This is a genomic window from Clostridium sartagoforme (assembly GCF_004794105.1).
Lineage (GTDB): Bacteria > Bacillota > Clostridia > Clostridiales > Clostridiaceae > Clostridium > Clostridium sartagoforme_B.
On the sequence record NZ_SRYR01000015.1, the window covers coordinates 35,165 to 51,237 of the forward strand.

Consider the following 16,073-nt stretch of genomic DNA (forward strand, 5'->3'; position numbering starts at 1 on the left):
CTCTATATTTTATAGCACATTACCCATATATTCTTATTAAATATGTAACCGGTTATATATTTAATTTAACATCTGATTATTATAAAGTCAATACATCGGTAAATGTTTTCAAGATAATTTTTATAAACTTCTGAATATTTTTATTCTATAAATAAATGAAATTAAATTTTCAAGGCATCGATATAATCGATACCTTAATTTAAAATATAACTTATATAAAGAAAAAAGACGCCCTTATAGGCGCCTTCAATTTAAATCTATTTTAGTAATTCAGAATAAATTTTCTTCCTAACTATTCATTTTATATTGTTCATCAAAATTCTATTTTCCTATGGTGGACTTTCTCTCTACTATTTTTAAATCTAATTTCACTTTCTCCATAGAAATATCTTCTTCATTTACAATCTTCTTTACAAGCAACTCTACAGCTAACTCACCAAACCTATACATAGGCTGCGCTACTGATGATATATCTAAATAATTAATATTTGATTCTAACCCATCGTAACCTATAAGTTTTATATCATCACAAAGTTTATACCCTAGATTATTTAAAGCCTTATAGCAACCTATTGCTAATATATCATTCCCTGCAAAAATACCATCTATATTTCTACCCTCTTCTAATAACTTTTTAGTTGCATTATATCCACCTTTTAAAGAAAACTCATCAATTCTAACTAATTCTGGTTTATATAAATTATTAACTTTAAGCTCTTCTTCAAATCCAATAAATCTTTCATTTAAGGATTCTATATATATGGGACCTGTAACATGGGCTATATTCTTACATCCACATTCAATTAAATGTCTAGCCGCAAGCCTTCCCCCGTCTCTATCATCTGATCTAATAGAAGGTATATTATATCCAGTGTACTCTCTATCTATAGCAACTACAGGCATACCTCTCTCCATTAACGCTATAAGATCTGAAGGTGTTGCAGTATATGATGCAATTATTATTCCATCAACTTGCTTATTTATAAGCATTTCATAATATTGCCTTTCCTTCTCTCTATTATTCTCAGCATTACATAGAATTAAATTAAAGCCAAGTTTATTAGCTGCATCCTCTGCAGCCCTAGCTACCTCTGGAAAGAATGGATTTAATATATCTGGAATAATTAGTCCTATAGTATTAGATTTTTTTCCAGCAAGTCTCCTAGCAACATCATTAGGAGTATAATTTAACATCTTCATTGCATTAATAATATTTTCCTCTGTCTCCTTGCTTACATATCCCTTTTTATTTATCACTCTAGATACTGTAGCAACTGATACTCCTGCAAGTTTGCTTACATCTCTTATAGTAGCTATGCTAATCACCTCTTGACATTTAATTATTTAATAATTATAGCATAAATAGGAGGTGCTGTCGTACAATGAAAAATTAATGAAAAAAAATTAATTCTAGTAATTCTATAAGAATTACATCAATAATTCTTCATTTCTAATTTTCAATTCTTAATTTGGGCTGTTTGTGCGACAGCCCCTTGTTACTTACTTCCTAGATTAGCTATATTATTAGCATGGTCACCTATTCTCTCTAAATTACTTACAATATCTAAGAAAATAACGCTTGAATCCGCTGAACAAGCTTTTTCATTTAATCTTCTTATATTACTTTCTCTAAGTTTCTTTTCTAGTGAATCAATTTCTTCTTCAACTATTTCAATTTCCTTATTATCTAATTGACCCTTATTTTTATAATGATCTATAGCTATTTCTATAGATTTTACTGTCTTATCAAAAATTAAGGATAGCTCCTGCTTAGCTTCATCACCAAGATGTATATTCTTATTCATCTTTTCCATAGCTAAATCAGCTATATTTTCTGCATGATCACCAATTCTTTCTATATCATTTATTACATGATAAGTCGAACTAAATAACTTTATATCATCTTCTGGAAGGTCTAACTGAGATAACTCTACTAAATAATCTGTTATATCTCTTTCTAAAACATTAATTATTTTTTCATTTTTATAGACCTTATCAATTGACTCTTGACTATTTTCAGTAAATGCCTTCATTGATAGAATAACATTCTTCTTTGCCTTTTCAGCCATTCTTAATGTTTCCTTTAACACTTGTCCATTTGCTATTACGGGTGTATCTAATAATTGCTTATCTAGATATATTGCACCTTCTTTTTCTATTTCCCCATCTCCAGGAAGTATTCTATTTACTATCTTAACTAAAAATAAAGATAAAGGAAGTAAAACAACTGTTACAGTTACATTAAAAATAGTATGCGCATTAGCTACTTGTCTAGCCACATTTACATCTGTTTTTTCAACTAAACTTATAAATGGTCCTATAAATGGGAAGAAAAGTATTGCCCCTATAGTATTAAAAAGTAAGTGTATTAAAGCCGCTTTTTTAGCAGTTCTATTTGCTCCTAATGAAGCTAGTATTGCTGTTACACATGTCCCAATATTACATCCTAATATTACTGGAAATGCTAGTTTCATATCTATAGCTCCAGTAGTTGCTAAAGCTACTAATATACCTGTAGTAGCTGATGAGCTTTGAACTACAGCCGTCATACCAAGACCTGCAAGTAATCCTAATAAACTATTATTAGCTACTACTAATACAAACTGTTGGAACCAACTAGCTTCTGCAACTGGCTTCATTGCTGTAGACATAGTTCCCATACCTAAAAATAATATTCCAAATCCTAGAGCTATACTTGCTATATCTCTAACTTTCTTTTTCTTTGCAACAAGTAAAACTATAGCTCCTACTCCGATAAATATTGGAGCAATTGCATCTAAATTAAAAGATACCATTTGTGCTGTTATAGTAGTTCCTATATTAGCTCCCATAATTACACCAGCAGCCTGTATTAATGACATTAATCCAGCATTAACAAAGCTTACAACCATTACAGTTGTGGCACTTGAGCTTTGAATTATAGCAGTAACTGCTGCACCTACTAATACAGCTATGTACTTGTTACTAGTTAACTTTTCTAATATTGATTTTAATCCTTCTCCAGCGGCATTCTCTAAACCATCACCCATTAACTTCATTCCATACAAAAATAAGCCTAATCCACCAATCAGGCCAGTTAAAACAGAAAAACTATCCATAGAAAAAATCTCCCTCATTATATTTATTATTGTTATTTTTGGATAATATTGTACTACCAAAATAAATATACAACTATTATATATAGTTGTAAACATGTAATTTTTATATAATAAAAAATAATTATATAAAAAAGCCATATAATATTAACATTTTATTTATTATTTTGTCACAATACTGTCATATTATTGAGGTATTATATATTTGTAAAGTAGTTAAAGCATTATTATTTACCCCTAAAACCATCTAATGGTCCCTAGATTAAGTATTTCCCCAAAGTAACTTAATCTAGGGTTTTTTCCTGTTTAAAATTAATTTTTCTCATCTTTCAATCTCTTTATTTCATCAGAAGCTCTTTTCCTATCTAACTTCTCAAATAAAGGATCTATGTTAGAAATTTTGCCTTCTTTTTTCTCTATATAACTCCAAATTGGCTCATCTAAACTTAAAGCTACTCTTAATTTTTCACAAGTCATTGGAATAAATGGTTCTAAAAGATTAGTTAAATTCACTATAACTTGCAAGGCTTCATAAGTATTCTTTTCTTTATTATCATATTCTCTATTAGCTTTCTTTATAAAATTCATAATATCTATAAGAGCATTTTTAAAGTGTCCCTCTTCGATATAATCCCCGATATCGAAATATAAATTTAGAATTTCATCTTTAAGTTCTTTTGATATTATTCCTTTTGGTACATTTGATTTATAATTTTCTTCAATTTCAGTTAATACTTTTTTTGTGAAATTTGAAAAGTTATTTACTAAATCTCTATTAGAAACATTAATAAAATCTCTCCAAGTAAAGTCTGTATCTTTTACTTCAGGTGAGTTTAATGTTAAATAATATCTAAACTCATCTACATTATAATTTTCTACAATATAATCTGCCCATATTGCCCAATTCTTAACTGATGAGAAGTTCTTACCTTCTAGCTTTAAATATTCACTTGAAATTACTCTTAAATTAGGATTCTTCACTCCTAGTCCTGCTAATATAGCTGGGAATATCACTGTGTGGAAAGGTATATTATCTTTTCCATGAACAAAGTAAACTCTTGAATCTTCTCCTTGCCAATAGTCCTTCCAATCTTCATCTTTGCCTTCTAAAGCCTTCATACTCGCTGTCAAATATCCCATAACAGCCTCAATCCATACGAATATCTTTTTATCTTCATAGCCTTCTAAGGGAACATCTACCCCCCAGTTAAAATCTCTAGTAACTGCTTTATCTCTTAGTCCCTCATCTAAATATCTTTTTACAATATTTTGAGCATTTTCTCTCCAACCCTTTTGTCTAATCAAAAGCCTTCTAACATCATTTTCAAAGTTAGAAAGTGAGAAAAATAAATGCCTTGTTTCTTTTTCAATAGTTTCATTACCACATAGCTTACATCTTTTTTCTAAAAGATCTTCATAGTCTATTAATTCAGAACAATTTTCACACTGATCCTCAGAAACTAATTCCTTGCAATGAGGACATTTTCCCTCTACATATCTGTCTGATAAAAATTCATTACAATTTTCACAATAAGTTTGTTCTATTACTTTGTCATATATATAACCTTTGTTATATAATTCTAAAATGAATTCCTTAACCTTCTCCTCATGATATTCTGAATGGGTCTTCTCAAAAATATCAAAAGAAAATCCAAGACTAGCAAAGCATTTCTTAAATTCAGCATGATATTTAATTGTAGCTTCTAATGGAGTTATCCCTTCATCTTTAGCCCTCATAGTTACCGGAGTACCATGACAGTCTGTCCCAGATAAAAATATAACTTCATCTCCCATAAGCCTATGATATCTAGCAATAATATCCCCCGGAAGCCAAACAGCTATTCTTCCTAAATGTAATGGTCCATTAGCATAAGGCCATGCATTACCTACTATAATGTTCATAAAAAACCCCCTTATAATAATTTGAAGAATGAAAGAATTAAAAAATGAATAATTATAAGAAAACTCAGCTTAAAGCTGAGTTTTCTTATAAATCCTTAACAATTCAGTTATAGCTGAATTATTCCCTCAATTCTTTAATTTTTTAATTCCTTAATTCTTTCATTTCTTCATTCTTTAATTTTTATTTTCTATCTAACTACGCTTCCTGTTGGTAGTTCCCCCGGATTTACTACTTTTAATAAGCTATCATCATCTGTTGATGCTGCAAGTATCATTCCTTGTGATAGTTCTCCTCTTAATGTAACAGGTTTTAAGTTAGCTACTAGAACTACATATTTACCAACTAATTCTTCTGGTTTATAGTATTGAGCTATTCCTGAAATTACTTGTCTTTCTTCTCCATTTAAATCTATCTTTAACTTAAGTAATTTTTTAGCTTTTTTAACTGGTTCACAAGCTAAAACTTTTACTACTCTTAAATCTATTTTTTCGAAATCTTCAATTGTAATTTCTTCTTTAATTGGAGTTATTTCTTTCTTCTCTTCCTTTTTATTAGCTGCTAGTTGAGCTTCTCTTAAAGCTTCTAATTCTGCTAATCTTTTATCAACATCTATTCTTGGGAATAAAGCTTCTCCCTTTTGAACCTTAGTTCCTACTACTGTTCCATCAAAACTATTTAATGATTCAAAAGTAGTGTTTTCAGTATTTATTTGCTCATTTATCTTCTTGCTTGTATCTGGTAAGAATGCAGATAGTAAAACTGAAGCAAATCTTAAACTTTCTACTAAGTTATATAAAACTGTTCCAAGTCTTTCTTTCTTTTCTTCATCCTTAGCTAATATCCATGGAGTTGTTTCATCTATATATTTATTAGCTCTTCCTACTAAATCAAATATATATTCTAAAGCTTCTGGAATTCTTAAATGATCTATTGCATCATTTACCTTCTTTGGAGTTTCTAAAGCTAAGCTAATTAATTCATCATCAATAGCTTCTTTTACATTATTGTTTGGAATTACTCCATCAAAGTACTTTTCAATCATAGCAACAGTTCTAGATAATAGGTTTCCTAAGTCATTACAAAGATCAGAGTTTATCTTCTTTATAAAGATTTTATTATTAAATAATCCATCTGCTCCAAATGGAATTTCTCTTAATAAGTAATATCTAACTGCATCTACTCCAAAGCTTTCAACTAATGTTACTGGATCAACAACATTACCTTTAGACTTAGACATCTTACCACCATCAACAAGTAACCATCCATGTCCAAATACTTGCTTAGGTAATGGTAAATCTAAGGCCATTAACATAATTGGCCAATAAATAGTGTGGAATCTTAAAATATCCTTACCTATTAAATGAACATCTGCTGGCCAGTACTTTTTGTATAATTCATCATTATCGCTTCCATATCCTAAAGCACTAATATAGTTTGATAATGCATCAATCCATACATATACTACGTGTCCTTCATCGAAGGTTACTGGAATTCCCCAGTCAAAGCTTGTTCTTGAAACACATAAATCTTGTAATCCTGGCTTTAAGAAGTTATTAACCATTTCATTTTTTCTTGATTCAGGTTGAATAAATTCTGGATGAGCTTCTATATGAGCCATTAATTTATCAGCATAATTACTCATTTTAAAGAAGTAAGCTTCTTCCTTTGAAGTTTCAACTGGTCTTCCACAGTCAGGACAGTTACCATTAACTAATTGTGTTTCTGTCCAGAAAGATTCACAAGGTGTACAGTATAAGCCTTCATAAGAAGATTTATATATATCTCCCTTTTCATATAATTTCTTAAATATATCTTGAACAGCCTTCATATGATAATCATCAGTAGTTCTAATGAACTTATCATAGCTAATATTCATCATTTTCCATAAATCTTTAATTCCTGATACTATTTCATCTACATGCTCTTTAGGAGTTATTCCCTTCTCCTCAGCTATTCTTTGAATTTTTTGTCCATGCTCATCTGTTCCAGTTAGAAACATTACATCATATCCTGTTAATCTCTTATATCTAGCAAGAGCATCTGCTGCTACTGTTGTATAAGTATTTCCGATATGAAGTTTAGTTGATGGATAGTAAATTGGTGTAGTGATGTAATATGGTTTTTTACACATATCATTATTCCTCCCTAGTATTAGTTTTCATTATAAAAAGCGGTTATGTAATTTTATTTTTCCCATATATTAAAAAAGTCTCTATATAGGTATTAAGACCTATATAGAGACGTAATATACGCGTTACCACTCTAGTTTATATTTATTTCACAATAAATATCTCAGTAGGTGACAATAATCACCTTGCAATATAACGGTTGCTCCCGTACTTCTCTAGCATAAGCTCAAGAAATATGCTCCAAGGCCATCTTCATCAGGTATCTTGACGCTAGCTTTCACCTCCCCTAGCTCTCTAAAGACAAAATATTCCCAACTACTCTTCTCTTCATTGCATTTTAATCATTGTTATTATAATCATATTCTATATTAAATTTACTGTCAATTATTTTCCCATTTTCTTTTTAATAAGCCTATCTATCATCATCTTTGTTAGTACTACCATAAATAAACTAAATAATAATACAAAGGTAATAGCTCCTTCTCCAAATAAGAATAAACTTATAGCATTAACTATAAATAGTAAAGTTCCTGTTGCTCCAAAAAGCTTAGCTGCTACTTTATTACAATATTCAAAAGATGTTTTATCTTTATCTGCATAAATACTTTTATAACTAATCTTATTCTCTTTATATTTAGTTGAATTACTTTCATATAATCCACCTAAAACAAATAGTATTAATGGTATTGCTTCTGCAATCAATAAATATATCCAAAAATTCATATGCCCCTTATCCTTTCACTTTTTCATTGCTTTTCTTCGTAAAATAATTTTATACACTTAATTATATATTAGCAACCTACTTTTAAGATAACTTGTTAAAATTCTATGATATAATGTATAAAAAAAGATTGGAGTTGATACTGTGAAAAATATTGAATTCCCTTCTATGGGTTCTAGAAATATCAAAACAGGACTTGCTGTTTTGATTTGTCTTCTATTCTGGCAGAATTCACTTTTTGCACCAATAGCAGCTGTAATCTGCATGCAAGATACTGTAGAAAACTCTCTTAAAATAGGTAGAAACAGATTAATTGGAACATTATTAGGTGGTATATTAGGACTAATTTTCCTTACTACAATTGACTTTTTCTCATTAAAACCTATTCTTCCATTAGTCACTGCCATTGGAGTTATTTTAATAATTTATTCATGTAATGTTATAAAAAAACCTGCAGCATGTTCAATTGCATCAATCGTATTAATAGGTATCCTTATATCAAATGGTTATGATGATCCACTTATGTATTCTATTAGAAGAACTATAGAAACTGCCTTTGGAGTGGTTGTAGCGATTCTTATTAATATGTATATTCATCCTCCAAAAGAGAAAAATTAGATAAATCAAACTAACTAAAGATAAGGAGATACTCTATGAAAATTACCTTCCCCAAGATCGGACTAAGAACAATTAAGACTGCCATCGCAGTATTTTTATGCTTATTACTTTTCCCAAACGAGCCATTTTTTGCTTGTATGACTTCTGTTTTTTGCGTTCAAGATACAGTTTCTAATTCTATAAATATGGCTATAAACAGAGGACTTGGAACTATACTTGGTGCTATTATCGGACTAACCTTCTTAATACTATGTAGATTTTTCACATATGAAATTGACATATATCCTATTAGAAAGCTTTTAGTTTATATAACTATCGCTATAGGAATAATTGTAGTTATATATATTTGTAATTTAATTAAAAAACCTGGTGCTATAAATATTTCCTGTATAGCATTCCTAGCTGTAACTACAGTTCATGCTTTTACCGATCCAATTTTCTATGCTACTAATAGAACTATTGAAACTCTTTTTGGTATATTTATAGGACTGTTAGTTAATAAATTTATTTCGCCACCAAATTCAAATAAAGCATAATTGTTAGTAGTTAATTATTAATGGAGCTGTTTTTGCGACAGCTCCATGATTTTATATTTTCACTTTACTTATATACTTCTAGTTTCATGTCTTAAGAATTCTACTTCTTCTTCATTTAAATAAGGACTTAATTTTTCAAAAACAGTTTTATGATAATCATTTAGCCATTTCTTTTCTTCAGGAGAAAGTAATTCTACATTTACACCATTTAAGTCTATAGGACAATATGATATTGTTCTAAATTTATAGAATTCACCAAACTCTTCTGACTTTACATCTTCAACTACCAATAGTGTATTTTCTGTTCTTATTCCGTGCTTACCTTCTTTATATACTCCTGGCTCATTAGTTAATATCATTCCTGGTTCTAATACAGTTGAATTACCTTCAACTCTAATTCCTTGTGGCCCTTCATGAACATTTAAGAAGAATCCAACTCCATGACCTGTTCCACATTTATAATCTATTCCACAATTCCATAAAGGTCTTCTTGCTAATATATCTAGGTTAACACCTGTAACTCCTCTTAAAAACTTAGCTGAAGATAATGCTATATGGCCTTTTAATACTAATGTATAATCTGTTTTTTCTTCTTCTGTAATTGGTCCTAATATAAATGTTCTTGTTATATCAGTAGTTCCATCTAAGTATTGTGCACCTGAATCTACAAGGAACATTCCTTCAGCTTTTAATTCATATTCACTTGCCTTTGTAGCACTATAATGCATCATTGCTGCATGATCTTTGTATCCTGCTATAGTTCCAAAGCTATCACCTTTATAATTTTCGCCCATAGCTCTAATTGCAGTTAATTTATCACTAGCAGATGTTTCTGTAATCTTTTCTTTTCCTATATTTTCCTTTAGCCATTTAATAAATTTAACCATGGCTACTCCATCTCTTACTTGAGAAACTTCCCAATTAGCTATTTCAGTACTGTTTTTTATAGCTTTTAATTTTGTAGTGATATTCATTTCTTTTATAACTTCAACATCTTTATCTAAAGCTATAAATAACTTAGCATTAAGCTTACCTGAATCTATTAAAGTTTTTCCTTTTATAAGCTTAACATCCTTTTCCACATCACTATATTCCGCTATTTCAAATCCTTCTTTATTTAATGCAGCTTTAGTTTCAGCATCTACTTTTTCTCCATTTATATAAAGGACTGCACTATCTAGTTTTATTATTACATATGAAAGTGCAACTGGATTAAAGTCAATATCATTCCCTCTTATGTTACATAACCAAGCTATATCATCTAATGATGAAAGTATATAATTTTCAGCTGATACTTCCTTCATATGATTTCTTACTTCTTCTAACTTTTCTTTAGCAGATTTTCCTGCATATTTAACATCATGTATAAAGATTTTATTCTTAGGAAGCTCACTTCTTGTGTTCCAAATACTATTTAATAAATCTTTATTCATATTTATAGTAAAATTATTTCCATTAGCTATTCTTAAATATCCTTCATATTGATCTACAGAGAAAACACTTCCATCAAAGCCTAATACTTCTCCTGAATTAACATTCTTTTTAAGCCATTCTTCAATACTTGGATATCCTGGAGTTCTCATTTTCATAAGAGAAATTCCACTACCCTTTAATTCATTATCTGCTTGAATAAAATATCTTCCATCTGTCCATAAATAAGCTTCCTTTAAGCCAACTAAAAGAGTACCCGCTGAACCTGTAAATCCAGATACAAACTCTCTTCCCTTAAAATAATTAGCTACATACTCACTTTGATGGGCATCACTACTTGGAATAATATAATAATCTATATTTTCTGACTTCATTACTTCTCTAAGTTTTTCTAAATTGCTCATACTTTCTCCTCCTTATTTTATCCGATCGCTACCATTGCTAACACTCCCCCCTTCTATAAGTGGGAGCTAAGCACTGCTACGCGCCTGGATTAGTTTTTCTAACCTTCAGATGGAGTAGGCATCCTGTACTCTGTGAAAGTGATTCACACAAAATACAAGATTTTGGTTCTCTACTTTTTAAGAAAACTCCACCTGAAGATAAGAATCACTTTATCTATCTAAGTATTATTATACCAATACAGGTAAATATAATCCATAAAAGAAACCTTAATGATTTATTACTATAATTCCATTACCTAATATTATCTAATCTTATAATTAAAACTTAAATACAAAAACTCAGCCAAAGCTGAGTTTCATCCTTAATTGTTAATTATTAATTATTAATTATTAATTGTTAATTACTAACTGCCAATCAGTTTTCCGTGCACTATTAATCTTTCTTCTTCAGTAACATTAGTACATGTTGTTAATGTTATTATTTTGCCTTTATCTATATCTTTAACATCAAAACTAAAAAATGATTTGCTTAAAGCTTCATTTATATAATTACTATAATCTTCATCATTGTTAAATTTATTTTTATAAGATTCAAGAGTTGCGTCTTCTGTATAAACTGAAAATATTTCATACTCTAAAGTCTTATCTTCTAAATAAATATATATTTTATTATTCTTATCAAAGTATTCATGGTTTTTTAACCTTCTTAAGGTTCCAAACATACTTCCATCTCTCATATTATGACCATATACCACCAAGTTTTTATCTTCCTCTATATTATTGCTTGCATCAAGGAATATGCTTCCGCCTTTATTGCTTTCACCTTTAAAGTTTTTATATAGATACTCATCATTATCTATACCTTGTACCACAGGATAATCTATTTCTGTCTCAGGTACTCTAATCCAGAAATTAAAATCACCATTTTGAGACTTAAGATTTTCAAATTCTTCTTTTGTAATATAATTCTCAGTCTTAATCGTTGGTACTACATCTTTAATTTCTTCATACACACTACTATTTTTATTATATTCAGTAAATATTTTATACAATTGATACGCTGAAATCAGAAATATAGCCATACAAATACATATAAGAACTTTTCTAACTATGTTTGCAATTAACCCTTTCTTCATAGACTCCCCCCCTTATCTCCATAAATTATCTTATATATCTATAATTACCATATTATCATACTGATTATATTATATACATTTAATAAAATTAAAGCCAATACTACAATATTAAATACTTTCAAAATAGCTGCTGAATTAAACTTTTTATTTAGCTTAGATCCTATCATTCCTCCTACTATTCCTCCTATTATCATATAAGGTAACATAGTTAAGTCAAATCCTGATAATCCTTGTGTTGTAATTATTGTAATTAGCTTTGATCCTTGAGAAAATAAGATTGTAATAATTGAATTTACCGCTGCTTCCTTTGTATCCATAGAGAAAAATAATGCTAGTACACAAACATTTATAGGTCCTCCACCTATACTTAAAAATGAAGCAATACTTCCTAATAAAAGGCCTATTAATATACAAGCAATAGAATTATTCACTTTATAGCTTTTATACTTTTCTTTATTATTCATATAGATATAAATAAAAATTAGAAGTATTGCTAATATAGAATTTTGTATTATTGTTACTAAAGATTCACTTACTACCTTTAATATTAAATTAATTACCTTGTCTCCAAGGACTCCTCCAATAATTGAACCAATACCAATAAATACTGTTTTTCTTACTTCTATTTTCACCTTATATCTAATTTGTTTTATTATTGATACTACAGCCATAGAAAAGACTGTAAATGAAGATAAAACGCCTATTGTTGATAAACTATAATCTCCTAAAAAATCTAAAAGTGGCTTTATAATAACTCCACCACCTAATCCAGCCATTGCTCCAAGTATTGTTGCTCCTAATGCTATTAAAAAATATGCTATCATATGTAACTCCTTTTCTATCTTTAAATGGCTTTAGCAGACTGTATTTAATAGTACAGTCTGCCATTTAATTTATTATTTATTTTTCTTCTTTTTTAGTGCAAATGCTCCGCCTGCTGATACAACCATAGTTAATCCTAAAGCTAATACTGAAGATGTATCTCCTGTATATGGTGTCTTACCACTACTCTCTTTATCATCTGCTATATTTCCAGTACTACTATTTCCAGAATTGTCCTTATCACTATTTACATTGTCCTCATTGTCGCTTGTACCATCTTTATCATTATCTACATCATCTTTGTCATTTCCTGCATTATCATTATCTATATCGCCTTTGTCATTGCTTTCATCGTCCTTGCCATTGTCTGTATCATCTTTGTCATTATCATCTGGTATTTCATTATTTGATACTTTTTCTACTTTCACTAGACAAGTAGCTTCTTTACCATCTACTGTAGCTTTAATTAATGTTTCTCCTTCTAATAAAGCTTCAATATTTCCTTCTTCATCAACTTTGACTATACTTTCATTTTCTGAAGTCCACACTACATTTTTATCAGTAGCATTTTCAGGATTAATAGTTGCTGTTAACTTACTCTTTTCCCCCACTTTTAAGGCTATTTCCGTCTTATCTAGAGTAACACTTTCTACTGCAACTTTCTTTGGTGATAATGTAAATTCGTATGTTTCACCAGTTCTTGAAGAAGTGTCTACAGAAATAATATTTTTAACTTCTGTTCCTTCTCCACTTACGTTAAAGTCTCCTAATCCATCTTCAGTGAATATAAAGTCTATTTTATCTTCAAGCTTAGTTGGGTTAGATACAGAAACCTTATACCCACCATCTTCTAATTCTTTAATCATAATAGAAGCTGGTCCACTAATTTCTAAATTATCAGAGATCTTAGTAGCTTCAAATACATTAATTGCATATATCTTCTCTTCCTTATGATAAACTGCATGGAACTTTTCGTTATTAGCTAATATTTCTATCTTTTGATTTTCACTATAAGCAGCTGTTTCTTCTGCTGTAGCATTTGGTAAGATTACATATTCATAAGTTCCTGCTGTTGGTGCATTTCCATGATCTATAGCTAATGATAAATAGCTTCTAGTATTGTCAGCAGTATCAGTAAATTCTGCTTTTGTATTTATTTCACTCCACTTATGAGTTCTAGTTTCTCTCTTAGTTGTAATTTCAGTTTTATTAGGGAATATATACCCAATATCACTGTTATCTACATTTCCTTCTAAGTGAGCCCAATTAGCTTCTACTATATTTTCATCTCCAACATTTTTAGTAGATTCTGCTCCATCTACTAAGAATGTATTATCTGCTGAATCCTTAATTTTTCTATTATCAATAATAGTTTCAACATCCTTATCTGTACTAGAAATATTTGAACCTACAGCTACTATCTCATTTTCAAACATAAACCATGATTTTCTAGCTGACATTCCTGTTGCTGTTCCATCAGCAGTTCTGTATGAAGGTAGTATTTCCATACCTGATACACCATTTACTCCATCAACTGTTGTTCCACCAGCCCAAGCTGAAGAATTTCCCTTATCAGTAAACTTTCTAGTTTGTCCATCGCTTGTTACACCTGGTAATCTCATTGGGTCAACTGTTGGCCAAAAATCCTCATTATATTGTTGTAAATCATTTGTATATATTTGAGTCATACCTTGTCCTGTATACCAAGCCCTAGTACTTTCTCCATTTATATCTTCATGGTTAGCAATTCTAGATGAACTCATACTTACTGTAAAGTTGTAGTCTGGTCTATTGCTTACAGCTCTATCCATATAATAGAATTGTTTATAGTAATTTCTTTCTGGTGATTGTATTATAGTTGCATCATTTAAAACATTTTTCATATTAGCAACATCGCCTGCTGATAATCCAATAAAATAATTTTCTGTTAATGATGAACCCTCATTAATCCATCTTTTGGTTATGCTCTTTATATAATTTTCTGCCTCTGCATTAGGAGCAATTGACGCTATTCTTAACATTGAAGAAATAATAAACTTACCTCTTGAATCCCCTTGTTGAGATTTACGTGATATAGCTCTACCCCTAACGTTGTCAGTTACATTTCCACCAATAGCCATTATTGGTTCATATGAATCTTTCATCCATCTGAACAAGTTGTAATAATCTGCTGTATCTATTTTGTGTTCTGTATCTTGAACTATGTATAATAAATTAGATAATGAATTTAAAAGTACTGCTCCATAACTTCCTGTGTAAGCTATATCTCCATGTTGAAGGAAAGAACCATCTATATAAAATCCATCTCCTTTAGTTACATATGGAAATACTTCTTGTACTACTGTTGCTGCATGGGATACTCTTTCATCATTTCCATCAGCTATCCCTCTTATTGCAACTATTAAAGCTTTATCTAAAAGATTTGCTCCAGTTTCCTTAAATGATGCAGATTGTCCAAGTCTCTTAGTTGCATCTGGTATGAATCTATCAACAGCTTCAATTAATTCTCCTTTTAGATCTCCAAAGTCTTTATCAATTAAAACAATAATATCTACTAATTCTCTTGGAGTTCCTATTTGCCAATCCCACCAGTTATTTGGCATCTTTGCAATATCTTTGTTATAATGCTTATTATGCATCTTTTCTGTAGCTTTTAATATTACATTTAGTAATTCAGCATTATTATAATAGCTCGAATCCTTTGTCTTATAAGCAACAGCTATTTCTTTTATTCTTTTAAATTGAGCTGTGATAGTCGCTGATTTTGAAGTTCCATCAACTAAAGCTGACCAAACATAGTCAGTTGCCATATCTATATCAGCACTTTCAATGGATTGCTTAACATTTTCATCCATTAACTTAATATTTTTCATTGCATCTGGATCATTTAATCCTGATAATGAATTTCCTGTTAATAGTTCTACCCATTTTTCTCTTAATTCTTCATATGATGAGACAGCTCTTGTATCTTGTTCAAATATAGCTGTATATTCTGCCTTAGAAATTTCATTAGCATGAGCTATAGTTGGTCCTGCTAATGTAACTACTGTTGATATAGTTAATGCCATTGCAATTAAGCTTTTTAAATTCTTTCTCTTCATTATTATCTCTCCGTTTCCCTTTATTAATTTAAACAATAAAATCTATCTTATCCTCAGCAATTCTGAATTAAATTAAATTAATACCTGTTCATTTTTAATTAAGGGGACATTTAATATCCCCCATATTCTATCCTAATATTTTGCAATTATAAGCAACTATTGATAATGCTATAAGTA

Annotated in this window: 11 protein-coding genes and 1 other annotated feature; of the genes, 2 read left to right on the top strand and 9 right to left on the bottom strand. The window is 29.8% G+C overall.

Going from position 1 to position 16,073, the window contains the following annotated elements; genetic code table 11:
- Positions 1–321: 321 nt before the first annotated feature.
- From E5347_RS15695 to E5347_RS15715, 5 genes are all read right to left on the bottom strand, one after another.
- Positions 322–1,326, bottom strand: coding sequence for a LacI family DNA-binding transcriptional regulator (locus E5347_RS15695; RefSeq protein WP_136008170.1), 1,005 nt, complete (start codon positions 1,324–1,326; stop codon positions 322–324).
- 170 nt (positions 1,327–1,496) lie between these two features.
- Positions 1,497–3,098 (bottom strand): Na/Pi cotransporter family protein, encoded by a 1,602-nt coding sequence (locus E5347_RS15700; RefSeq protein WP_136008171.1) that lies wholly within the window; start codon positions 3,096–3,098, stop codon positions 1,497–1,499.
- 309 nt (positions 3,099–3,407) lie between these two features.
- Complete coding sequence (gene metG / locus E5347_RS15705; RefSeq protein WP_136008172.1) at positions 3,408–4,997, bottom strand: methionine--tRNA ligase; 1,590 nt, start codon at positions 4,995–4,997, stop codon at positions 3,408–3,410.
- Between the two features lie 188 nt (positions 4,998–5,185).
- Positions 5,186–7,129 (bottom strand): methionine--tRNA ligase, encoded by a 1,944-nt coding sequence (metG, locus tag E5347_RS15710; protein WP_136008173.1) that lies wholly within the window; start codon positions 7,127–7,129, stop codon positions 5,186–5,188.
- A gap of 102 nt (positions 7,130–7,231) precedes the next feature.
- Positions 7,232–7,467: a binding site (T-box leader), on the bottom strand.
- A 44-nt stretch (positions 7,468–7,511) separates the two neighbouring features.
- A complete protein-coding gene (locus E5347_RS15715) occupies positions 7,512–7,850 on the bottom strand; it encodes a hypothetical protein (RefSeq protein WP_136008174.1) in 339 nt (112 codons plus the stop codon).
- Positions 7,851–7,992: 142 nt separating this feature from the next.
- Between E5347_RS15715 and E5347_RS15720 the strand changes: the two genes are divergently transcribed.
- Entirely contained in the window at positions 7,993–8,466 is a 474-nt protein-coding gene (locus tag E5347_RS15720) for an FUSC family protein (protein ID WP_136008175.1), read from the top strand.
- Between the two features lie 35 nt (positions 8,467–8,501).
- Positions 8,502–9,002, top strand: coding sequence for an FUSC family protein (locus E5347_RS15725; protein WP_136008176.1), 501 nt, complete (start codon positions 8,502–8,504; stop codon positions 9,000–9,002).
- Positions 9,003–9,070: 68 nt separating this feature from the next.
- On the opposite strand, the gene E5347_RS15730 is transcribed toward E5347_RS15725, so the two are convergent.
- The 4 genes from E5347_RS15730 to E5347_RS15745 form a co-directional block, all read right to left on the bottom strand.
- Positions 9,071–10,837 carry an aminopeptidase P family protein gene (locus E5347_RS15730; protein ID WP_136008177.1) on the bottom strand — a complete coding sequence of 589 codons (1,767 nt, stop codon included), beginning with the start codon at positions 10,835–10,837 and terminating at the stop codon, positions 9,071–9,073.
- 404 nt (positions 10,838–11,241) lie between these two features.
- Positions 11,242–11,973 (bottom strand): class B sortase, encoded by a 732-nt coding sequence (gene srtB / locus E5347_RS15735; RefSeq protein ID WP_136008178.1) that lies wholly within the window; start codon positions 11,971–11,973, stop codon positions 11,242–11,244.
- A gap of 44 nt (positions 11,974–12,017) precedes the next feature.
- Positions 12,018–12,797, bottom strand: coding sequence for a sulfite exporter TauE/SafE family protein (locus E5347_RS15740; RefSeq protein ID WP_136008179.1), 780 nt, complete (start codon positions 12,795–12,797; stop codon positions 12,018–12,020).
- A 72-nt stretch (positions 12,798–12,869) separates the two neighbouring features.
- Positions 12,870–15,896 (bottom strand): polysaccharide lyase family 8 super-sandwich domain-containing protein, encoded by a 3,027-nt coding sequence (locus E5347_RS15745; protein WP_136008180.1) that lies wholly within the window; start codon positions 15,894–15,896, stop codon positions 12,870–12,872.
- Between the last annotated feature and the right edge of the window lie 177 nt (positions 15,897–16,073).

What these genes read in the sequence shown, in the direction of transcription:
- E5347_RS15700 (WP_136008171.1), bottom strand. Translation starts at nt 3,098, where the DNA reads ATGGATAGTTTTTCTGTTTTAACTGGCCTGATTGGTGGATTAGGCTTA.
- metG (WP_136008172.1), bottom strand. Translation starts at nt 4,997, where the DNA reads ATGAACATTATAGTAGGTAATGCATGGCCTTATGCTAATGGACCATTA.
- metG (WP_136008173.1), bottom strand. Translation starts at nt 7,129, where the DNA reads ATGTGTAAAAAACCATATTACATCACTACACCAATTTACTATCCATCA.
- E5347_RS15715 (WP_136008174.1), bottom strand. Translation starts at nt 7,850, where the DNA reads ATGAATTTTTGGATATATTTATTGATTGCAGAAGCAATACCATTAATA.
- E5347_RS15725 (WP_136008176.1), top strand. Translation starts at nt 8,502, where the DNA reads ATGAAAATTACCTTCCCCAAGATCGGACTAAGAACAATTAAGACTGCC.
- E5347_RS15730 (WP_136008177.1), bottom strand. Translation starts at nt 10,837, where the DNA reads ATGAGCAATTTAGAAAAACTTAGAGAAGTAATGAAGTCAGAAAATATA.
- srtB (WP_136008178.1), bottom strand. Translation starts at nt 11,973, where the DNA reads ATGAAGAAAGGGTTAATTGCAAACATAGTTAGAAAAGTTCTTATATGT.
- E5347_RS15740 (WP_136008179.1), bottom strand. Translation starts at nt 12,797, where the DNA reads ATGATAGCATATTTTTTAATAGCATTAGGAGCAACAATACTTGGAGCA.
- E5347_RS15745 (WP_136008180.1), bottom strand. Translation starts at nt 15,896, where the DNA reads ATGAAGAGAAAGAATTTAAAAAGCTTAATTGCAATGGCATTAACTATA.